The 20,908-nt window shown below is 60.6% G+C and carries 24 protein-coding genes; 15 read left to right on the top strand and 9 right to left on the bottom strand.

Going from position 1 to position 20,908, the window contains the following annotated elements; genetic code table 11:
• Positions 1 to 131: 131 nt before the first annotated feature.
• Positions 132 to 1,145 carry an aldo/keto reductase gene (locus tag ACODTO_RS24380; protein WP_175386756.1) on the top strand — a complete coding sequence of 338 codons (1,014 nt, stop codon included), beginning with the start codon at positions 132 to 134 and terminating at the stop codon, positions 1,143 to 1,145.
• A 176-nt stretch (positions 1,146 to 1,321) separates the two neighbouring features.
• Positions 1,322 to 2,206, top strand: a complete 885-nt coding sequence (rarD, locus tag ACODTO_RS24385) for an EamA family transporter RarD (RefSeq protein ID WP_139648661.1) — start codon at positions 1,322 to 1,324, stop codon at positions 2,204 to 2,206.
• Positions 2,207 to 2,310: 104 nt separating this feature from the next.
• Here rarD and hppD read toward each other — a convergent pair whose 3' ends face one another.
• Both hppD and ACODTO_RS24395 read right to left on the bottom strand, forming a co-directional pair.
• The gene (gene hppD / locus ACODTO_RS24390) at positions 2,311 to 3,387 is read right to left on the bottom strand and encodes a 4-hydroxyphenylpyruvate dioxygenase (protein ID WP_139648659.1); all 1,077 of its coding nucleotides are present in this window, start codon (positions 3,385 to 3,387) and stop codon (positions 2,311 to 2,313) included.
• 248 nt (positions 3,388 to 3,635) lie between these two features.
• Entirely contained in the window at positions 3,636 to 4,580 is a 945-nt protein-coding gene (locus ACODTO_RS24395) for a DMT family transporter (RefSeq protein WP_489107185.1), read from the bottom strand.
• A gap of 230 nt (positions 4,581 to 4,810) precedes the next feature.
• Between ACODTO_RS24395 and ACODTO_RS24400 the strand changes: the two genes are divergently transcribed.
• The gene (locus tag ACODTO_RS24400; RefSeq protein WP_489107186.1) at positions 4,811 to 5,677 is read left to right on the top strand and encodes a LysR family transcriptional regulator; all 867 of its coding nucleotides are present in this window, start codon (positions 4,811 to 4,813) and stop codon (positions 5,675 to 5,677) included.
• A 321-nt stretch (positions 5,678 to 5,998) separates the two neighbouring features.
• The gene (locus ACODTO_RS24405) at positions 5,999 to 6,364 is read left to right on the top strand and encodes a histone-like nucleoid-structuring protein, MvaT/MvaU family (RefSeq protein WP_139648653.1); all 366 of its coding nucleotides are present in this window, start codon (positions 5,999 to 6,001) and stop codon (positions 6,362 to 6,364) included.
• A 92-nt stretch (positions 6,365 to 6,456) separates the two neighbouring features.
• On the opposite strand, the gene ACODTO_RS24410 is transcribed toward ACODTO_RS24405, so the two are convergent.
• Entirely contained in the window at positions 6,457 to 6,993 is a 537-nt protein-coding gene (locus tag ACODTO_RS24410) for a DUF4946 domain-containing protein (RefSeq protein ID WP_139648651.1), read from the bottom strand.
• A 173-nt stretch (positions 6,994 to 7,166) separates the two neighbouring features.
• On the opposite strand from ACODTO_RS24410, the gene gloA reads away from it, so the two are divergent.
• On the top strand, positions 7,167 to 7,688 hold the full coding sequence (gloA, locus tag ACODTO_RS24415; RefSeq protein ID WP_139648649.1) for a lactoylglutathione lyase: 522 nt from the start codon (positions 7,167 to 7,169) through the stop codon (positions 7,686 to 7,688).
• Positions 7,689 to 7,803: 115 nt separating this feature from the next.
• Here the strand turns inward: gloA and ahpF are convergent, their stop codons facing one another.
• The 4 genes from ahpF to galU all read right to left on the bottom strand — a co-directional run bounded on the left by ahpF (position 7,804) and on the right by galU (position 12,779).
• A complete protein-coding gene (gene ahpF / locus ACODTO_RS24420; RefSeq protein WP_139648647.1) occupies positions 7,804 to 9,366 on the bottom strand; it encodes an alkyl hydroperoxide reductase subunit F in 1,563 nt (520 codons plus the stop codon).
• Positions 9,367 to 9,489: 123 nt separating this feature from the next.
• Complete coding sequence (gene ahpC / locus ACODTO_RS24425) at positions 9,490 to 10,053, bottom strand: alkyl hydroperoxide reductase subunit C (protein ID WP_020294651.1); 564 nt, start codon at positions 10,051 to 10,053, stop codon at positions 9,490 to 9,492.
• Positions 10,054 to 10,226: 173 nt separating this feature from the next.
• Positions 10,227 to 11,582: a glutathione-disulfide reductase gene (gene gorA, locus ACODTO_RS24430; protein WP_139648645.1), complete on the bottom strand. Its 1,356-nt coding sequence runs from the start codon at positions 11,580 to 11,582 to the stop codon at positions 10,227 to 10,229.
• 357 nt (positions 11,583 to 11,939) lie between these two features.
• Positions 11,940 to 12,779, bottom strand: a complete 840-nt coding sequence (gene galU, locus ACODTO_RS24435; protein ID WP_003182953.1) for a UTP--glucose-1-phosphate uridylyltransferase GalU — start codon at positions 12,777 to 12,779, stop codon at positions 11,940 to 11,942.
• Positions 12,780 to 13,013: 234 nt separating this feature from the next.
• Here galU and ACODTO_RS24440 point away from each other — a divergent pair, with 234 nt between their 5' ends.
• Positions 13,014 to 13,229 (top strand): hypothetical protein, encoded by a 216-nt coding sequence (locus ACODTO_RS24440; protein WP_041022205.1) that lies wholly within the window; start codon positions 13,014 to 13,016, stop codon positions 13,227 to 13,229.
• A gap of 117 nt (positions 13,230 to 13,346) precedes the next feature.
• Positions 13,347 to 13,628 (top strand): hypothetical protein, encoded by a 282-nt coding sequence (locus ACODTO_RS24445; protein ID WP_139648644.1) that lies wholly within the window; start codon positions 13,347 to 13,349, stop codon positions 13,626 to 13,628.
• Between the two features lie 25 nt (positions 13,629 to 13,653).
• On the opposite strand, the gene ACODTO_RS24450 is transcribed toward ACODTO_RS24445, so the two are convergent.
• Positions 13,654 to 14,004, bottom strand: coding sequence for a hypothetical protein (locus ACODTO_RS24450; protein WP_139648642.1), 351 nt, complete (start codon positions 14,002 to 14,004; stop codon positions 13,654 to 13,656).
• 370 nt (positions 14,005 to 14,374) lie between these two features.
• On the opposite strand from ACODTO_RS24450, the gene ACODTO_RS24455 reads away from it, so the two are divergent.
• The 5 genes from ACODTO_RS24455 to ada all read left to right on the top strand — a co-directional run bounded on the left by ACODTO_RS24455 (position 14,375) and on the right by ada (position 17,570).
• On the top strand, positions 14,375 to 14,677 hold the full coding sequence (locus ACODTO_RS24455; RefSeq protein ID WP_041022208.1) for a DUF1883 domain-containing protein: 303 nt from the start codon (positions 14,375 to 14,377) through the stop codon (positions 14,675 to 14,677).
• A gap of 25 nt (positions 14,678 to 14,702) precedes the next feature.
• Entirely contained in the window at positions 14,703 to 14,873 is a 171-nt protein-coding gene (locus ACODTO_RS24460) for a hypothetical protein (RefSeq protein ID WP_464709225.1), read from the top strand.
• 157 nt (positions 14,874 to 15,030) lie between these two features.
• Positions 15,031 to 15,741: a 2OG-Fe(II) oxygenase gene (locus tag ACODTO_RS24465; protein WP_175362177.1), complete on the top strand. Its 711-nt coding sequence runs from the start codon at positions 15,031 to 15,033 to the stop codon at positions 15,739 to 15,741.
• Positions 15,728 to 16,408: a DNA oxidative demethylase AlkB gene (alkB, locus tag ACODTO_RS24470; protein WP_489107187.1), complete on the top strand. Its 681-nt coding sequence runs from the start codon at positions 15,728 to 15,730 to the stop codon at positions 16,406 to 16,408. The genes ACODTO_RS24465 and alkB overlap by 14 nt, the downstream gene beginning before the upstream one ends.
• A gap of 88 nt (positions 16,409 to 16,496) precedes the next feature.
• The gene (gene ada / locus ACODTO_RS24475) at positions 16,497 to 17,570 is read left to right on the top strand and encodes a bifunctional DNA-binding transcriptional regulator/O6-methylguanine-DNA methyltransferase Ada (RefSeq protein ID WP_139648636.1); all 1,074 of its coding nucleotides are present in this window, start codon (positions 16,497 to 16,499) and stop codon (positions 17,568 to 17,570) included.
• On the opposite strand, the gene ACODTO_RS24480 is transcribed toward ada, so the two are convergent.
• Positions 17,534 to 18,022, bottom strand: a complete 489-nt coding sequence (locus ACODTO_RS24480; RefSeq protein WP_139648634.1) for a GyrI-like domain-containing protein — start codon at positions 18,020 to 18,022, stop codon at positions 17,534 to 17,536. The two genes, ada and ACODTO_RS24480, sit on opposite strands and share 37 nt — an antisense overlap.
• A 148-nt stretch (positions 18,023 to 18,170) precedes the next feature.
• Here ACODTO_RS24480 and ACODTO_RS24485 point away from each other — a divergent pair, with 148 nt between their 5' ends.
• From ACODTO_RS24485 to modB, 3 genes are all read left to right on the top strand, one after another.
• The gene (locus ACODTO_RS24485) at positions 18,171 to 19,244 is read left to right on the top strand and encodes an NAD(P)H-dependent flavin oxidoreductase (RefSeq protein WP_139648632.1); all 1,074 of its coding nucleotides are present in this window, start codon (positions 18,171 to 18,173) and stop codon (positions 19,242 to 19,244) included.
• A gap of 227 nt (positions 19,245 to 19,471) precedes the next feature.
• A complete protein-coding gene (gene modA / locus ACODTO_RS24490; RefSeq protein WP_489107188.1) occupies positions 19,472 to 20,224 on the top strand; it encodes a molybdate ABC transporter substrate-binding protein in 753 nt (250 codons plus the stop codon).
• On the top strand, positions 20,225 to 20,905 hold the full coding sequence (gene modB, locus ACODTO_RS24495) for a molybdate ABC transporter permease subunit (RefSeq protein WP_139648629.1): 681 nt from the start codon (positions 20,225 to 20,227) through the stop codon (positions 20,903 to 20,905).
• Positions 20,906 to 20,908: the final 3 nt, after the last annotated feature.

The following is a 20,908-nucleotide window of genomic DNA, read 5'->3' on the forward strand; positions in this document are numbered from 1 at the left end:
CATCGCGGGCAAGCCATGCTCCCACAGAGGCCCGCCCATATGGGTTCCTGGGTGTTTGATAAATGTGTTTGATCCGTGCGGTCGTTCTGGGGTTTGATTGAGCCTTTCCCATCGATAAAAAGGATCTTGTCATGAGCTACCGCACACTGGGTCACTCCGGGTTACACGTCTCGACATTGACCCTGGGCACCATGATGTTCGGCGAACAGACCAGCACCGAGGATTCGTTGCGGATCATCGACAAGGCCTGGGACCAGGGCATCAACTTCATCGACACGGCGGACGTCTACACCAACGGACGCTCCGAAGAAATCGTCGGCGAGGCGATTGCCAGTCGCCGCCAGGAATGGGTGCTCGCCACCAAGGTCGGCTTCGGCCCGGCGGACGGCGTGCCCAACCGCAGCGGCCTGAGCCGCAAGCACCTGTTCAATGGCATCGAGGCCAGCCTCACCCGCCTGGGCACCGATTACCTGGACATCTATTACCTGCACCGCGAAGACCACAACACACCGCTGCACGTCACCGTGTCGGCCATCGGCGACTTGATCCGCCAAGGCAAGATCCGCTATTGGGGCCTGTCGAACTACCGTGGCTGGCGCATCGCCGAAGTGATCCGCATCGCCGACAGCCTGGGCATCGACCGGCCGGTGATCAGCCAGCCGCTGTACAACATCGTCAACCGCCAGGCGGAAACCGAGCAAATCACCGCAGCCCAGAACTATGGCCTTGGCGTGGTGCCCTTCAGCCCCCTCGCTCGGGGCGTGCTCAGCGGCAAATATGCGCCGGACGTGGCGCCGGACGCCAACAGCCGCGCCGGCCGCCAGGACAAACGCATCCTCGAAACCGAATGGCGGGTCGAGTCCCTGCGCATTGCCCAGCAGATCCAGCAGTACACCCGGGAACGGGGCGTGGGTATCGTCGAGTTCGCCATCGCCTGGGTGCTGAACAACCGCGCCGTCACCTCGGCCATCGTCGGGCCGCGCACCGAGGAGCAGTGGGATGGCTACACCAAGGCGCAAGCCGTGACCATCACCGCCGAGGACGAAGCCTTCATCGATTCGCTGGTGACGCCGGGGCATGCGTCGACACCGGGGTTCAATGACGTGGGGCATTTCGTGCCGGGGCGTGTGCCGCGGACGTCATAAAACCACTGCGTACAGCGAACCTCATTGTGGTGTGCCGGGCAGTGGGAGCAAGGCTTGCCCGCGACGAAGGCGCCTCGATTCCCAGGTGAATCGCGTTGACTTCATCGCGGGCAAGCCTTGCTCCCACAGTGTTGCGCTCATTGTTCTGGTGCTGTCTCATTTTCCAGAGAGTTATCGTGTCCAAAGGCATCGCCCTATCGGTTTCGGCCTCCACGCTGTTCGCCGTCATGTATTACTACACCTCGCTGCTCTCTCCATTGAGCGGCCTGGAAATCTTTGGCTGGCGCATGTTGCTGACGATGCCCTGCATGACCGTGTTCATGCTGATGGCAAAGGAGTGGACGCGGGTCACTGAACTGGTCCGGCGCCTGATCGCCACGCCGCGCCTGTTGCTCGGGGCGATGGCTTCTTCGGCGTTGATGGGGTTGCAACTGTGGCTGTTCATGTGGGCGCCGCTCAACGGCTACAGCCTGGATGTGTCGCTGGGGTATTTCCTGTTGCCGCTGTCGATGGTCCTGACCGGGCGCATGTTCTTTGGCGAACGCTTGTCCTACTTTCAGAAAATCGCCGTCTTCCTCGCCTCCCTCGGCGTGCTCAACGAGCTGATCCAGGTCGGCGGCTTTTCCTGGGCGACCCTGTTGGTGGTAGTGGGTTATCCGATCTATTTTATCTTGCGCAAACGCCTTAGGACCGACCACCTGGGCGGCCTCTGGCTGGACATGGCCCTGATCGTGCCGGTCGCCCTCTGGTTCGTCCAAAGCGGTGAACAAGGTTTCGCCGTTTTCGATCAACACCCATGGTTATCGCTGCTGATCCCCGTGCTCGGCGTGATCAGCACCTCAGCGCTGGTGACCTACATCGTCGCCAGCCGGTTGTTGCCGTTCAGCCTGTTCGGGTTATTGAGCTACGTCGAACCGGTGTTGCTGCTGGGGGTTGCGCTGCTGTTGGGGGAAAGCATCAAGGCCGCCGAGTGGCTGACCTACATCCCCATCTGGCTGGCGGTGGCGGTGTTGGTGTTTGAAGGCTTCAAGCATCTGACGCGGCAGCGGCGCCGGACTTGACCCATGTGGGAGCGAGCCTGCTCGCGATGACGGCCTGTCAGTCAGTGCATCGGTGACTGACACACCGCCATCGCGAGCAGGCTCGCTCCCACAGGATTCGGGTATTACTCGGTCGTCAACACCCCACGCCGCACCTGGTCACGCTCGATGGACTCGAACAATGCCTTGAAGTTGCCTTCGCCAAACCCATCGTCGCCCTTGCGCTGGATGAATTCGAAGAACACCGGCCCCATCAGGGTTTCCGAGAAAATCTGCAGCAGGAGGCGCTTGTCGTCCGGGTTGGAAGAACCGTCCAGCAGGATGCCCCGCGATTGCAGTTCATCCACCGGCTCGCCATGGTTCGGCAAACGCCCTTCGAGCATCTCGTAGTAGGTGTCCGGCGGCGCGGTCATGAAGCGCATGCCGATCTTCTTCAGCGCATCCCAGGTCTTGACCAGGTCGTCGGTGAGGAACGCCACGTGCTGGATGCCCTCGCCGTTGAACTGCATCAGGAACTCTTCGATCTGCCCTGCGCCTTTGGACGATTCCTCGTTCAACGGAATACGGATCATGCCGTCCGGGGCGGTCATGGCCTTGGACGTCAGACCGGTGTACTCGCCCTTGATGTCGAAGTAACGGATCTCGCGGAAGTTGAACAGTTTCTCGTAGAAGCCCGCCCAGTAGGCCATGCGGCCGCGATACACGTTGTGGGTCAGGTGGTCGATGATCTTCAGGCCCGCGCCCACCGGATGACGGTCGACACCGTCGAGGAACACGAAGTCGATGTCATAGATCGAGCTACCTTCGCCAAAACGGTCGATCAGGTACAGCGGCGCACCACCGATGCCCTTGATCGCCGGCAGGTTCAGTTCCATCGGACCGGTTTCGATATGGATCGGCTGGGCGCCGAGTTCCAGGGCACGCCGGTAGGCCAGCTGTGAGTCCTTGACCCGGAACGCCATGCCGCAGACCGACGGACCATGCTCGGCCGCAAAGTACGACGCCACGCTGTGGGGTTCGTTGTTGAGGATCAGATTGATCGCGCCCTGGCGATACAGGTGCACGTCCTTGGAACGGTGCGTGGCGACTTTGGTGAAGCCCATGATCTCGAAGATCGGCTCCAGGGTATTGGGTGTAGGCGATGCGAATTCGATGAATTCAAAGCCCATCAGGCCCATCGGGTTTTCGTATAGATCTGCCATGTCGGCGCCTCATCATGCTTATCAATTAACGGAACGTTAGTTGCTGGCCATGCTGAGGGTGCAAGGTGGCGCGCAGGAGATACCGCGAACGCTGCGGGCGAGGAAATCGCCATAGATCAGTTGTAACCCAAGTATCTTCATTGTCGACCCAAGGCTTTTGCGGGCGAGGCTTCTGCTGCCAGAAGACGTTATTCTTATATGCGTAAATCGATTCTACACAGCGTAACCGGATTTGTCCGCCTCCTCTATCAAATCGTCTTTTTCGCCGACCGCGCAAGGGGTCTGTTACACAGGAAAATGCCTGTCAGGATCAGCCCGCCGCCCACGCTCATCAAGGCCGTGAGCCGTTCGTCCAATAGCACCGCCCCCAACAGCACCGCCGTCAGTGGGTTGAGGGCAATGAATACACCGGAACGGGTAGCGCCGATCCGGCGAATACCGTCGTACCAGGCGATGTAGGCCAGGGCGGAGCCCAACACCCCCAAGTAAAGCAAGCTCAACCATTGCCTGCCGTCCAACCCGCGCAGGGCTTCGAAGCGAACCTCACCGCCGACCGCACAGGCCAGCCACAGCATCAGCGTGCCCAGCAGAATCGACCAGGTGACGGTCTGCAACGGGCCGAGACTTTCATTCAGGCTGCGCGAAAACAACGAATAGACGCCCCATCCCAGCACGCAGCCGAAAATCAGCAGGTCGCCAATCCAGCCCTGCGCGGACGCCTGCAGCAAGGAAGGATCGCGACTGACAATGACCAGCCCCGCGCCGCCGATGCACAGCGCGATGCCACCGACCTTGGACCGACTCAACCGCTCCTTGAACAACCACCAGGACGCCAGGCCGATCACCGCCGGGTTCAAGGCCACGATCAGCGAGGCCCGCGACGCATTGATGTAGTGCAAGCCATAGAAGAAACACAGGTTGTAGAAAAGGATGCCGAAGAATCCCAGCACCGCCAATTGCAGACCCTGTTTCACCGTCGGCCTGGCCAGCGGGATCCTCGCCAGGCCGAGGAACAGCAGCAGTGCCACACTGGCCAGCAAAAAGCGCAGGCTGGCGGCCAACAGGGGCGCCAGGGCATCGGACAGAATCCTGCCAGCCACGAAGGTGCCGCCCCAGATCATGGTGACCATGGACAGCTTCAGGTAGACCGGCAGGTCCGAGGGGGTCGAAAAGGTGTGTTCGAGGGTTTTCATGTTCACCACAGACAAATAAAACGAGGTACACCACCTTGTGGCGAGGGGATTTATCCCCGCTGGAGCGCGCAGCGGTCCCTTTGAATGACGTGCTGTATTGCAAGAACATGGGGCCGCTACGCTGCCCAGCGGGGATAAATCCCCTCGCCACAAGGTGGTGTCTATCCAGTTCGAATCGGATGCCCCATTATCCAGCTCATATTAAGTCATCGTAAAATGAGCAATTCCTCATGACCCTCACCCAGCTCGAAATCTTCTCCCTGGTGGCCGAACTGCATGGTTTCACCGCTGCGGCGACGCGCTTGGGCATCAGCCAATCAGCGGTGTCCCATGCCATCAAATCGCTGGAACAGGAACTGGGGGTCGAACTGTTCAGGCGGCACCAGTCCTTGGTAGAGCTCAGCGACATCGGCCAGCAATTGCTCCTGCGCGCCCGCGCCATGCTTGGGCTGGCCAACACCCTGCGCCAGGAAGCCGCCGACGCCCGCGGCATGCGCCGTGGCACTTTGCGCATCGGCTCGTTCGGCCCGACCTCATCGATGAAGCTGTTGCCGGCCATCCTGCAGCGCTATCGTGCCTTGCATCCGGGGATAGAGGTGCACATCGACGAAGGGCCGGACCGGCAAGTCATCCAATGGCTGGATGAGCGACGGATCGATGTCGGCTTCGTGGTACTGCCTGAGGACCGTTTCGATACGTTTGCCCTGATGGAGGACCAGATGGTCGCCCTCCTTCCCACCGCCCACCCCCTCGCCGCCCGAACCAGCTTGAGTCTCAGCGATCTGTGCCACGACCCCTTCGTGCTCACCGAGGCCGGATCGGCGGAGCTGGTCACTCGCCTGTTCAGTGCCGCCCGGCTCACCCCGAATGTGCGCTATCGCTGTTCACAGCTGCTCAGCACCTTGAACACCGTCAGCCGGGGCGAGGCCGTGACCGTGATCTCCGAAGGCTCGCTGCCACAGGGGGACCAATCGCACTTCGTCGTACGGCCCTTGTCGCCCCCGGTACCGCGCCAGATCGGCCTGGCGGTGCTGGACAGTCGCCAGGTTTCGCCTGCCACTCGGGCATTTATCGAATTGGCTTTGGCTATTGAATGAAGAAAGCCTGGGTTGTACTGGGCGATATCGTAATGCCATCTATCGACAAGCGAAGCACAACTTCCAATCGGATTACCCATTTGAATCTATACTTTGTACACACACCGACCTGGCGCAGACTGCGATGCAACTTGAGGAAAACGTTTGCTCTTGTTACATGATGAAAAAGATACGATTTACACTGTCCGGTTTAACTACTACAATTTTTCTGCCTGTGCTGGATAGCAGGAGAGTCATTTATCACGAGGCGCTTCAAAGCGCTTGGCTTATAGCTTTGTCTGCGGTTGGTCTCAGCCAAATATTTGATTGGAGTAACGATAATTGTCCAGACTCGTTGAATTTCGTAAAGCCGAAAAGGCCCTTCAGGATCAGCTCAAACAGTTGGAATTGCTGAAGAATGATGCCGGGCTCAAGAAAGAAATCGAATTCGAAGAAAAGCTCCAGGCACTGATGAAGACCTACGACAAGGGTTTGCGCGACATCATCGCAATTCTTGACCCAAACCCGTCAAAAGCGGGGGCTTCATCGGCCAAGGCGCCTAAAACCCGCCGTGCCCGAGTGGTCAAGGTCTATCAGAACCCACACACCGGCGAACTGATCGAAACCAAGGGCGGTAATCACCGCGGCCTGAAAGCCTGGAAAGAACAATACGGCGCAAGCACCGTCGACTCCTGGGTACGTACCTGACATCCAGGATGAATAAAAAAGCCCTGAACATAGCAGGGCTTTTTCATGGACTCACACTTCTGGAGTAAGCCTGGTGCATTAGGTGGATAGCCTTATAGTTTCAGACTATTTCGTACCGCCTGTATTTCATCCTGGCTTTCAACAAACACCTGGGCCTGTCCCGCATAGGACAGTACATAAGCCCGACCTTCATTAAGTGCTGCGACCAGTGTCTGAGACAACACATGTCGGCCGTTCTGCGTGATCGTACAGGTAGTTTCCAGGGCGGTTACGCCGCCCAATAGGGATGCATGAATCTTATTGCATACACTTTGATAACCACCCTGAAAAAAATCCTTCTGGATCGACTTGCGCATTTCCAGAAGCACGCCTTGCAAGTTGACTTGATGACCGGGCTCGGTGGGCGTGGTGGTCAGTTCCATGACCATCACGGCATTGCCTGCCGGGTCATTCTTTGTCGCCCGTTGCCGAGAGGTTCCCGGTGCCACCGGCGCGACAGATGCATCGGCAGGCAGCGGCTCGATGAACCAGCCCTGGGGCCAGGTGACCTGCGGTTCGGCGGCCTGGACGGCGGTATTTGCAGCCATGGCAAAAAACAGGACGAACAACGAAAGGAACGGTCGAATCATTGCGCTGCACTCAAGGACGAATCGCGAAGTCTGAAGCTCACTGCAGCACCAGGCAATAGCCGCACACGGTTTGGCGATGCCGCGCACCCTGCGTATCATGTTTGACGCAAGCCACAGAACCGTCGCGCCAAGCCCTGCGACGTCGTTTGCCCCACTTATTTTCCGGAGGGCCCATGAGCCTGCACGAACTCGACACTTTCCCGGGCGTCACCGCCCAACCCGATGCCGCCACGGCCAACTTCGTCTTCAACCACACCATGCTGCGGGTCAAGGACATAACCAAGTCCCTGGATTTCTACACCCGCGTACTGGGTTTCTCGCTGGTGGAAAAGCGCGACTTCCCTGAAGCCGAGTTCAGCCTGTATTTCCTCGCCCTGGTGGACAAGCGCCAGATCCCGGCGGACGCTGCGGCGCGCACCGAGTGGATGAAATCGATTCCTGGCATCCTGGAACTGACCCACAACCATGGCACCGAAAGCGACCCGGCGTTCGCCTACCACAACGGCAACACCGACCCACGCGGGTTCGGTCACATCTGCATCTCGGTACCGGATGTGGTCGCAGCCTGCGAACGCTTCGAAGCGTTGGGCTGTGACTTCCAGAAGCGCCTGAGCGACGGCCGCATGAAAAGCCTGGCGTTCATCAAGGACCCGGATGGCTACTGGGTCGAGATTATCCAGCCTGCGCCGCTCTAAGACCCACCGAGAAACCTAGCTTTGCTCCCACAGGGCTCGGTGGTGGATATGAAAGCTCAATAAAAAACCCCATGGGCCAGGCCCATGGGGTTTTGTTTTTCCAGTGCCTGGCTGTTTATGCTGGCGCGGAAGTCCGGATCAGATGGTCGAAGGCGCTCAACGAAGCCTTGGCCCCCTCGCCTACGGCGATCACGATCTGCTTGTACGGCACGGTGGTCACATCGCCAGCGGCGAACACACCGGGGATGGAGGTTTCACCCCGGGCGTCGACGATGATCTCGCCACGCGGTGACAGCTCGACAGTACCTTTGAGCCAATCAGTGTTGGGCAACAGGCCGATCTGCACGAATATCCCTTCCAGCGCCACGTCACGCACTTCACCGCTTGGACGGTCCTTGTAGCGCAGGCCGTTGACCTTCTGACCATCGCCCGTCACTTCGGTGGTCTGGGCATTGGTCACCACCGTCACGTTCGGCAAACTGTGCAGTTTGCGCTGCAACACCGCGTCGGCGCGCAATTGCACATCGAACTCCAGCAAAGTCACATGGGCCACGATGCCGGCCAGATCGATGGCCGCTTCGACACCGGAGTTGCCCCCGCCGATCACCGCCACGCGCTTGCCCTTGAACAGCGGACCGTCACAGTGCGGGCAGTACGCCACGCCCTTGTTGCGGTATTGCTGCTCGCCCGGCACGTTCATTTCACGCCAGCGGGCGCCAGTTGCCAGGATCACGGTCTTGGCCTTGAGGCGCGCACCGCTGGCGAACCGGACTTCGTGCAGCGCGCCGTCCGTGCCTGGTATCAGCGCATCGGCACGTTGCAGGTTCATGATGTCCACGTCGTACTGCTTGACGTGCTCTTCCAGGGCGACGGCCAGTTTCGGCCCTTCGGTTTCCTGGACCGAGATGAAGTTCTCGATGGCCATGGTATCGAGCACCTGACCGCCGAAGCGTTCGGCCGCCACACCGGTGCGGATGCCTTTACGGGCCGCATAGATCGCCGCCGACGCACCGGCCGGGCCACCGCCGACCACCAACACATCGAAGGCGTCCTTGGCGCTGATTTTTTCGGCCTGGCGTTCGATGCCGCTGGTGTCGATCTTGGCGAGAATCTCTTCCAGGCCCATGCGGCCCTGACCGAAGTTCTCACCGTTCAGGTAGATGCTCGGCACGGCCATGATCTGACGTTCATCGACCTCGGCCTGGAACAGTGCACCGTCGATGGCGACGTGGCGGATGTTCGGGTTCAGCACCGCCATCAGGTTCAGCGCCTGGACCACGTCCGGGCAGTTCTGGCACGACAGCGAGAAATAGGTCTCGAAGTTGAACTCGCCTTCAAGGGCGCGGATCTGTTCGATGACTTCGACACTGGCCTTCGAAGGGTGGCCGCCGACTTGCAGCAAGGCCAACACCAGCGAAGTGAATTCGTGGCCCATGGGAATACCGGCGAAACGCAGGCTGATATCGGCTCCCGGGCGGTTCAACGAGAACGACGGCTTGCGCGCATCGGTGCCGTTGTCGAGCAAGATGATCTGGGTGGAGAGACTGGCAATGTCTTTGAGCAGCGCCAGCATTTCCTGGGATTTCGCACCGTCGTCGAGGGATGCAACGATCTCGATCGGTTGGGTGACCCGTTCCAGATATGACTTCAACTGAGCTTTAAGATTGGCGTCCAACATACGGGCGATTTCCATTTTTGAATTTCAGAAAAAACAACGCCCGAGCGAATCTCGCCCGGGCGTTTTTGGGGGCGAAGCGGCTTACTTGATCAAGAGCTGATCGCCCTCGGATGACCCATGGGCTTAGATCTTGCCAACCAGGTCCAGGGACGGAGCCAGGGTGGCCTCGCCTTCTTTCCACTTGGCTGGGCAGACTTCGCCAGGGTGAGCAGCGACGTACTGGGCGGCCTTGATCTTGCGCAGCAGCTCGGAAGCGTCACGGCCTACACCGCCGTCGTTGATTTCGACGATCTTGATCTGACCTTCAGGGTTGATCACGAAAGTACCGCGGTCAGCCAGGCCAGCTTCTTCGATCAGCACGTCGAAGTTGCGGGAGATGGTCAGGGTCGGGTCGCCGATCATGGTGTACTGGATCTTGCCGATGGCTGGCGAAGTGTTGTGCCAGGCAGCGTGGGCAAAGTGAGTGTCGGTGGACACGCTGTAGATCTCGACGCCCAGTTTCTGGAATTCGGCGTAGTTGTCGGCCAGGTCTTCCAGTTCGGTTGGGCAAACGAAGGTGAAGTCAGCCGGGTAGAAGAACACGACAGACCACTTGCCTTTCAGGTCGGCGTCCGACACTTCGACGAAAGCGCCGTTTTTGAATGCGGTAGCTTTGAACGGTTTAACTTGGCTGTTGATGATAGGCATCGGTGTTTCTCCATCAGGGTTGAAAAGTTGATGGAGAGAAGCTTACCCACTCATGCCCAACCTGGCTCATTGGCAAAGCTGATGCGAATAATTGGTTTTGGCTATCAGGGAACGGTATAGATAGAAAAAATCTGTAGAAGCTGCCGCAGCCCGGCAGCTTCTACTCCACAGCGTCAGGCCGCAGGGGTGCGCATGGTGACGAACTCTTCGGCGGCAGTCGGATGCACGCCAATGGTTTCGTCAAAATCGCGCTTGCTGGCGCCGGCCTTGAGGGCAATGGCCAGGCCCTGGACGATTTCCCCGGCGTCCGGGCCAACCATATGGCAACCCAGGACCTTGTCGGTCCGGGCATCCACCACCAGTTTCATCAGCGTACGTTCCTGACAGTCGGTCAGGCTCAGCTTCATCGGCCGGAAACGGCTTTCGAAAATCTGCACCTCATGCCCCTCTTCCCGGGCCTGCTCCTCGCTCAGGCCAACCGTACCGATGTTCGGCAGGCTGAATACCGCAGTGGGAATCATCCGGTAGTCCACCAGGCGGTACTGCTCGGGCTTGAACAGGCGCCGCGCCACCGCCATGCCTTCGGCCAGCGCGACGGGTGTCAGCTGTACGCGCCCGATCACGTCGCCAATGGCAAGGATCGACGGCTCGGAGGTCTCGTATTTTTCATTGACCTGGACAAAGCCCTTCTCATCCAGCGTGACAGCGGTGTTCTCCAGGCCGAGGTTATCGAGCATCGGCCGCCGGCCGGTGGCGTAGAACACGCAATCGGTCAACAGCGTGCGGCCGTCCTTGAGCGTCACCTCCAGGCTGCCATCGGCCAGCTTGTCGATGCGCTGGATATCGGCATTGAACTGCAGATCCAGGCCCCGGCGCGTCAGTTCCTCGGCCAGGTGCTTGCGTACCGCGCCGTCAAAGCCGCGCAAGAACAGCTCACCGCGATACAGCAAGGACGTCTGCGCCCCCATGCCGTGGAAAATCCCAGCGAACTCCACCGCAATGTAGCCCCCCCCCACTACCAGCACGCGCTTGGGCAATTCCTTGAGGAAAAAAGCCTCGTTGGAGCTGATGGCATGCTCACGCCCCGGAATCTGCGGGATGACCGGCCAACCGCCGGTGGCAACCAGGATGTGCTCGGCAGTATGGCGCTGGCCATTGATCTCGACCTCATGGGGACCGGTGATCTTCGCATGGCCCTCATGCAACGCCACGCCGCTGTTGACCAGCAGATTGCGATAGATGCCGTTGAGGCGGTTGATCTCCTGGTCCTTGTTGGCAATCAGCGTGGCCCAGTCGAAACTCGCCTCGCCCGCCGACCAGCCGTAGGCCGAAGCCTGCTCGAAATCTTCGGCATAATGCGCGCCGTAGACCAACAGCTTTTTCGGAACGCAACCAACGTTCACACAGGTACCGCCCAGGTAACGGCTTTCCGCCACGGCCACCCTGGCGCCAAAACCGGCGGCAAACCGCGCAGCCCGCACACCACCGGAACCGGCGCCAATCACATACAGGTCAAAATCGTAGGCCATTTACTGTCTCCTTAGGCAGGCCATCAGCATACCCGCTGTTTCCAGACGGGTCAGCGTTGCGTGGGTTATGGGGGCGGAAAATGAAAAAGCCAGGGCGAGCGTCATCAAGCCAAGCGCGGCTCCTGTGGCGAGGGGATTTAGCGAAACGTCGCACCGCCCCGCTGGGCTGTGAAGCGGCCCTAAAACCAGGCGACTTGGTGTGTCAGGCAGATTGAGTTGGTTGGTTTGGGGCTGCTATGCAGCCCAGCGGGGATAAATCCCCTCGCCACAGGGTTCTATGCCAGACACGGCAATACATTGCCCCAAAAAAAACGCCCCGAACCAGTCGGGGCGCTTTTCAGTCCGCGGCGTGGGCTATCAGTAAGCCTTGCCGGTCTTGTAGAAGTTCTCGAAGCAGAAGTTGGTCGCGTCGATGTAGCCTTCGGCACCACCGCAGTCGAAACGCTTGCCCTTGAACTTGTAGGCCATGACGCAGCCGTTCTGGGCTTGCTTCATCAGGGCGTCGGTGATCTGGATCTCACCGCCCTTGCCTGGTTCGGTCTGTTCGATCAGATCGAAAATGTCCGGCGTCAGGATGTAACGGCCGATGATCGCCAGGTTCGACGGAGCGTCTTCAGGCTTTGGCTTTTCAACCATGCTGTGCACACGATAGATGTCGTCGCGGATCATTTCGCCGGCGATCACGCCGTACTTGTTGGTTTCCTGCGGATCGACTTCCTGGATCGCCACGATGGAGCAGCGGAACTGCTTGTACAGCTTGACCATCTGGGTCAGCACGCCGTCGCCTTCCAGGTTGACGCACAGGTCGTCCGCCAGTACCACGGCGAAGGGTTCGTCGCCGATCAGCGGACGGCCGGTCAGGATCGCGTGGCCCAGGCCTTTCATTTCGGTCTGGCGGGTGTAGGAGAACGAACACTCATCCAGCAGCTTGCGGATACCGACCAGGTATTTTTCCTTGTCGGTGCCCTTGATCTGGTTTTCCAGCTCGTAGCTGATGTCGAAATGGTCTTCCAGCGCGCGCTTGCCACGGCCGGTCACGATGGAGATTTCCGTCAGGCCCGCATCAAGGGCTTCTTCGACACCGTACTGGATCAGTGGCTTGTTCACCACCGGCAGCATTTCTTTGGGCATGGCCTTAGTCGCTGGCAGGAAGCGAGTACCGTAACCGGCTGCTGGGAACAAGCATTTCTTGATCATATGAATCCTTTAAAAGGCGGTGTGTACGACGAGTTTCGGCGCAGTCTAATCAGGCCGCAGGCACCTTACAATGCCTGCACTGGCCAACCGATGCCATCATAGAGAAATAAACCGGCGGATAGTTCAATCGCCTTTCGTTTCGGGGGTTCAACGGTCTTGCTGCAAGCCCGCAGGCACCGTTTGCGTGCATTTGGCGTATCATGGCGCCCTTGATCCCGCCAATGAGGCAGCTAGATGTCGGCAACACGAAACGCAAACGGTTATTCGGTCAGTCAGGACAAGGACGGCCAGTGGTGGATTGTCAATTACCATGGCGAGCAGGTTGCCGGTCCCTTGCCCACCAAGACCATGGCGGTGGAAGTGGCCGCGGTGTTCCAGGATGAGCGCCCTGCGCCCGCCGCCAAGGAGCGCGAAAAAGCTCCGGCACGCACCGATCGCCGCAAGAAATAACCGGACGGGCCTGGGTCAATTGCCTTGTGGCGTTGGCGCAGGCCTGTTGTTTATCTGTACCGAAATGACCATTCGCTATAACCTCGCGCTTGTCCCTTCCCTTGCGATGACCACTCCATGAGAACTTTTCTGGCGCTGTTTACGGTCCTGGCCCTGGCGGGTTGTGCCTCGACTGAAAATACCTATCTGGCCAACGGCGAACAGGGCCTGACCATTGACTGTTCAGGCGAAGCCAATTCCTGGGCCGCCTGCTATGAAAAGGCAGATGCCTCCTGCGCCGGCACCGGCTACCGTATCGTCGGCACCGAAGGTACGCCCCAGGCCAATGAAAGCGACAAGACCCTGGGCGTGAATGTCGGCAACTTCACCAGCCGCAGTGTCGTGGTGGTATGCAAGTAAGCTCCAGCCGGAGCTGATACCTTTCTCAACCGGAAATGCAGGCGTTGGCCGCATCCTGCACATCACCCGGGCGCAGCGGTACATTGGACATGCTTTCATGCAGCTTGATGCTGCTGCCGCTGGAGCGTTCGTCAATATCGAACACGGCCGCCGGCAGGCTCGATAGTTTGCCGGGAACGATCAGCCGGACGCCGTTCTTATGGGGTTCCATCTGCAATGCGCCACGGCTGCCGGCCAGCTTGTCGGCGACGCATTTGGCATATTCGTGAGGTTTCTTACCGGAGATAACGCTCATGGTGGGCGGCGTCTGGTTGATGTCCGATACCGATGCACATCCACTTACGGCCACTGCCAACACCCACGCACTACGCTTCATATGATTCCTCCGACAAAGACCCTCCGACAGCGTAGAAGCTGTTTTTCTCCGGTGCCCTGCATTTTTTTATCCGCTACTGCTGCGCTAAATCAGCAAAGCCGGGTCGAGGGCTAATGCCAGTCAGTCAAGCCACAAACCTGTGGGAGCAAAGCTTGCTCGCGATTGCGGTAAGCCAGTCAGCAGCAATGTGGACTGCTCTGTCGCTATCGCGAGCAAGCTTTGCTCCCACAGGTTTTGCGCCGTATTAGGCTTTTCGTACAGAGCCTAGGTCGAGGGCGGCTATTTCACCCTCGGTGCTGATAAACTGCGTCCCATTATTGCAGCCCCCTACCGTGTCGAGCGTGTAGAAAAAGCCCTTCTGGAGGCGCCCATGAAATTCATCCACCAACGCGAGCACCTCAACGAAGACGATATTGTCGTCATCGAATGCTCCCAAACGTGCAACATCCGCTTGATGAACGACGCGAACTTCCGCAGTTTCAAGAATGGCGGACGGCATACTTACCATGGCGGCGCGTTCGATACGTTCCCGGCGCGGATCACCGCACCGAGCACCGGTTTCTGGAACATCACCATCGATACCGTCAGCCGTCGGGCCATCAGCGTCACGCGCAAGCCGACCCTGACCCACAAGATCAAAATCATCCGGCGCTCCAGCTCGAAACTGAGCTGAGCCCCCAGCTCACATAGGCAAAACCGTGGCCCAGACAACCAAATACGTCATCAAGTACAAACTCAACGACGAACGCCGCTTCGAGTTCGCGCAGCTGGAAACCGGCACCAAGGAAGAAGCCCGGGCGGCGCTGGAAGCGATGCATGGAAAGTCCGACGATGTGATCAGCGAGGTCAAGGTCAGCAAGGCGTTGTAAAGCTTTTTGTGGCGAGGGGATTTACCCCCTCGCCACAGGGTGATGCGGCGTGAGAGATGGCCCCCGGTCCAGAATGGAACATTGACCGCAAGCCCCGGAGTGTTGGCCAACAGGACATCCACCAAACTGACCAATCCTCTCCCCCAGGATTGTCACCATGTCTCCTCCGCCCCAGTTCATCAACGCAGTCGACCTTCCAGCCCTGGAACAGAGCCTCGAACAGGATGGCAGCGGCGTGCTTCGCCACCTGTTGTCGGCGACTCAATGCCGACAGCTCAGCAGCCTGTACGCGCAGTCCGGGCTGTTCCGTTCCCGGGTGATCATGGCTCGCCACGGCTTCGGACGCGGCGAATATCAGTATTTCCGCTACCCGCTGCCCGCTATCGTCCAGCAACTGCGAGAAGCGTTGTATCCGCTGTTGGTGCCCCTGGCCAATCGCTGGAACGAACGCATGGACCTTGAGGTGAGATACCCCGACGCGCACAGCGATTTCATCCAGCACTGCCATGACGCCGGGCAACAGCGTCCGACGCCGTTGCTGCTGCAATACGGTCCCCAGGATTACAACTGCCTGCACCAGGATCTGTACGGCGAGCAGGTGTTCCCGCTGCAGGTGGCGATTCTGCTGTCGGAACCGGGCCAGGACTTTACCGGTGGCGAGTTCGTGCTTACCGAACAACGCCCGCGCATGCAGTCACGTCCCCAGGTCATCGGTCTGAAACAAGGCGATGCCGTGGTGTTTGCCGTGCATCAACGACCGGTCAAAGGCGTTCGCGGTTATTATCGGGTGAACATGCGCCATGGCGTCAGCCGCGTGCACAGCGGCCAACGGCACACCCTCGGAATCATTTTTCATGACGCGCAATGACGACACCCCGATCACGCTGGACCTGTTCGCCGACGAGCCGACGACGACAGCCGGGCAGATCGAACAGATTGGCCAGCAGGCGTTCGTGCTGCGCGGCTTCGCCCTGTCTTGGCTGGAACGGTTGCTGCCGGACCTGGAAACGATCCTGGAGGCTGCGCCGTTTCGGCAGATGGTCACGCCCGGCGGCTTTACCATGTCGGTGGCCTTGAGCAATTGCGGCGCGTTGGGCTGGACCACCGACCGCAGCGGCTATCGCTACACCACCTATGACCCACAGAGCGGCCGCCCCTGGCCCGACATGCCGACGCTGTTCCGCGAACTGGCCCGGGCCGCCGCGCGGACAGCACATTTCGAGGACTTCGTGCCCGACGCCTGCCTGATCAACCGCTACGTGCCGGGCGCGCGGATGTCGTTGCACCAGGACAAGGACGAGCACAGCCTCACCGCCCCCATCGTCTCGATCTCCCTGGGTCTGCCGGCGGTGTTCCAGTTCGGCGGATTCGAGCGCAGCGACAAGCCCTTGCGCGTTCCGCTGTTTCACGGCGACATCGTGGTCTGGGGCGGCGTCGACCGGCTGCGTTACCACGGCGTGCTGCCGCTCAAGGACGGCCGGCATTCACGGCTGGGCGCGCAGCGCATCAACATGACATTCCGCACCGCCGGATAACCGTGCAGAATTCAACCGCAAGAGCCGGAGTGTCGCCCTCCCGCAGGCTGGTTACGGTAGCCAAAACGGGCCAATGGACAAAACGACCATGAACACCACTTCGAACACCCTCGCCCCTGAACTGGATCCCCGCTGGGCCGCCGTGCTCGCCCGGGACCCACGCGCTGATGGGCAATTCGTCTACGGCGTGAAAACCACCGGTATCTACTGCCACCCCAGCAGCCTGTCGCGCCTGCCCAATCCGCGGAATGTCGAATTCTTCGACACGCCGGAACAGGCCCAGGCCGCCGGCTATCGTCCCAGCAAACGCGCCGCCAGGGACCAGACCCAGGTGGCCGCCCAACAAGCCGCCCGGGTCGCGGCGGCCTGCCGGCAGATCGAGGCGGCAGAGGAGCTGCCAGGGCTCAATGAACTGGCGCAAAGCGCAGGCCTGAGCCCCTTCCATTTCCATCGGATCTTCAAGACCGTCACTGGCCTGACCCCCAAGGGCTATGCCGCCGCCCACCGCTCGCGCAGGGTGCGCGAACGCCTGGCCGACGCGGGGACCGTCACCGAAGCGTTGTACGACGCCGGCTTCAACTCCAACAGCCGCTTTTACGAAGCGGCCGATAAAGTGCTGGGCATGAAACCCGCCGACTACCGTGCCGCCGGGCAGAACACCGACATCCGCTTCGCCGTCGGGCAATGCTCCCTGGGAGCGATCCTGGTGGCGCAAAGCGAACGAGGCGTGTGTGCCATCCTGCTGGGGGACGACCCGGACGCGCTGGTCCGCGACCTGCAGGATAAATTCCGCCGCGCCAACCTCATCGGCGCCGACCGGGAATTCGAGCAACTGGTCGCCCAGGTGGTCGGCTTCATCGAAGCGCCCGCCCTGGGCCTGAACCTGCCCCTGGATTTACAAGGCACGGCGTTCCAGGAGCGAGTCTGGCAGGCCCTGCGGGAGATTCCGCCCGGCAGCACCGCCAGCTACGCCGAGATCGCCCAGCGCATCGGCCTGCCCAAGGCCGTGCGCGCAGTGGCCCAGGCCTGCGGCGCCAACAGCCTGGCCGTGGCGATCCCCTGTCACCGGGTGGTGCGCAGCGACGGCAACCTCTCGGGCTATCGCTGGGGCGTGGAGCGCAAGCGTCAGTTGCTGGCGTTGGAGCGCTCGTCCGGGGACTGAACGCCAATGTAGATCGCCACCGAATCGGGGCCGCTGTAGACCTCGAAGTCGGTGGCGAAGCGGCGCACCGTCTGTGGGTTGTCGGCGAAATACGCCCAGATCAGACCCCAGGTCTGGATCACGCAGTCGGGCATCGGCCCCTTGGCCGAGAACACCAGGTAATCCCCGCCCTCGATGTCCACGGCGGGGTAGCCTGGACTCGTCGCGTCGACCTCCACGCCGGCCGTCACATCGAAGTGCCCGGTCGCATCGGACTCATAATTGGAATACACCCCATAGACGAACGACTCCGAGCGTCTGGCTGGAATCCGGTCGAACAGGCCCTCGGTGAAGAACTGCTCCCACATCGGGCCGATCCTTGCCGTGTCGGGTTGCTGCTCATCGGTGTTGCGGGTGCGGACCTGCAAACCCGCCACGCTAAAGGGTTCGACTGCCTTGAGTTTTACATCCATGGCTAAGGCTCCTGGGTGAGTGAAGCACGCATGGTAATCCTCTCGCCCGAGGGATCAAGCGCTGCCTTCGATTGAAAAACTCGACTGGCCCTGGCGGGGCCACACCTGCTACAAACGGGGTTTCTTGCCCTGCCGGAGCACCCTGCACATGAGCCAATGGCCAGACACCCGCCTCCTCGACCTGCTCGGTATCGAGCTGCCCATTATCCAGGGGCCGCTGGCCGGGGTGACCGGGCCCGCCATGGTGGTCGCCACCTGCAATGCCGGCGGGCTGGGCTCGATGCCGGCGGCGATGCTGGACGTCGAGCAACTGCGCCAGGCATTGACGACGATCAGCGAGCAGACCGACAAGCCGTTCAACGTGAACTTTTTCTCCCATCAGCCACCGGCCTTCGACGAGCAGCGGGCCGAGGCCTGGAAGCAGCGACTCAAGCCCTACTATGACGAACTGGGCGCCGATTTCGAGGCGCCGACGCCGGTGTCCAACCGCACGCCATTCGACGATGCCGCCTGCCGGGTGCTGGAGGAGATGCGACCGAAAGTGGTCAGCTTCCATTTCGGCTTGCCGGAGCAATCCCTGCTGGATCGGGTAAAGGCCACCGGGGCGAAGATCCTTTCTTCGGCAACCACCGTCGAGGAGGCTATCTGGCTGGAACAGCACGGTTGCGACGCGATCATCGCCATGGGCTACGAAGCCGGCGGCCACCGTGGGATGTTTCTCAGCGACGACCTCAACACCCAGGTAGGTCTGTTCGCCTTGCTGCCCCAAGTGGTGGATGCGGTGAAAGTGCCGGTGATCGCCACCGGCGGCATCGGCGATGCGCGGGGAATCGTTGCGGCGTTTGCCCTCGGCGCATCGGCGGCGCAACTGGGCAGCGCGTACCTGTTCACCCCCGAGGCCAAGATCAGCGCATCCCACCACCGGGCGCTGCGCACCGCCCGGGAAAGCCAGACCGCCGTGACCAACCTGTTCACCGGGCGGCCGGCCCGGGGCATCGTCAACCGGGTGATGCGCGAAGTCGGCCCGATGAGCCCGCTGGCACCGGCATTTCCCCTGGCAGGTGGTGCCTTGATGCCGCTACGGGCCAAGGACGAAGCCGATTTCAGCAACCTCTGGGCGGGCCAGGCGTTTCCCATGGGCCGGGAGTTGCCGACCGGCGAACTGACCCGGCGCCTGGCTGATGAAACACTGGCGCGGCTTGGCAAGTGTTCAAGTGCCTGAGAGCCTCATCGCCGGCCCGGACGCCATCGCGAGCAGGCTCGCTCCCACAGTGTCCGGTACTAGAACAGGATCAAGCACAGATCCCTGTGGGAGCGAGCCTGCTCGCGATGAGGCCGGCACATTCTCACCCCACTGCCAACAGCAACAACACAAAACTCACATTCCGTTTGTCAGGCATTCGCTATATATTTCCGTATATAGCGAAACCACCCCTTACGGAGTCTTCAATGCGCCCCACCCGCTTCGCGTCATTGCTGCTGACCACCTTCCTGGCCGCTGGCGCCGTCGAGGCCGATGAAGTACAGGTGGCCGTGGCCGCCAACTTCACCGCACCGATCCAGGCCATCGCCGCTGACTTCGAAAAAGACACCGGCCACAAACTGGTGGCAGCCTACGGTGCAACGGGGCAGTTCTATACCCAGATCAAGAATGGCGCGCCCTTCGAAGTGTTCCTCGCCGCCGATGACACCACCCCGGCCAAGCTGGAAAACGAAGGTGACACCGTCAAGGGTTCACGCTTCACCTACGCCATCGGCACGCTGGCGCTGTGGTCGGCCAGGGACGGCTATGTCGACGACCAGGGCCAGGTCCTCAAGAACAACGGCTTCCAGCACCTGTCCATCGCCAATCCCAAGGCCGCGCCCTACGGCCTGGCCGCGACCCAGGTGCTGGACAAACTGGGGTTGGCCCCAGAGGTCAAGGGTAAGATCGTCGAAGGCCAGAACATCACCCAGGCCTATCAATTCGTCTCCACCGGCAACGCCGAACTTGGCTTCGTGGCGCTGTCCCAGGTGTACAAGGACGGCAAGCTCACCAGCGGTTCGACATGGATCGTCCCGGCCGAACTGCACGACCCGATCAAACAGGACGCGGTGATCCTCAGTAAAGGCCGCGACAACCCCGCCGCCAAGGCATTGATGGACTACCTCAAGGGCCCGAAAGCCACCGCCATCATCCAAGCCTACGGTTACCAACGCTAAATGCCGCTGACCAGTGCCGATTATTCAGCGATCTGGCTGACCCTCAAACTCGCCTCGCTGACCACAGTGATTCTGCTGCTCATCGGCACGCCCGTCGCCCTGTGGCTGTCGCGCACCCGATCCTGGTTGCGCGGGCCGGTGGGTGCGGTGGTGGCCCTGCCGCTGGTGCTGCCGCCTACGGTGATCGGTTTCTATCTGCTCCTGGCATTGGGGCCCAATGGCTGGATCGGTCAGTTGACCCAGGCCCTCGGGCTGGGCACCCTAACGTTCAGTTTCGCCGGGCTGGTAGTCGGCTCGGTGATCTATTCCATGCCGTTTGTGGTGCAGCCCCTGCAGAACGCGTTCTCGGCCATCGGCAGTCGCCCCCTGGAGGTCGCCGCCACCCTGCGCGCCGGTCCCTGGGACACCTTCTTCAGCGTCATCCTGCCCCTCGCCCGCCCCGGCTTCATCACCGCGGCCATCCTCGGCTTCGCCCACACTGTCGGCGAGTTCGGCGTGGTGCTGATGATCGGCGGCAATATCCCGGACAAGACCCGGGTGGTGTCGGTGCAGATCTACGACCACGTCGAAGCCCTGGAATACGCCCAGGCCCACTGGCTGGCGGCGGCGATGCTGGTATTTTCATTCGTTGTGCTGCTGGCGCTGTATACCCGCCGCAGGACCCGGACAGCCTGGAGCTGATCG

The organism is Pseudomonas sp. FG13, from assembly GCF_057809755.1.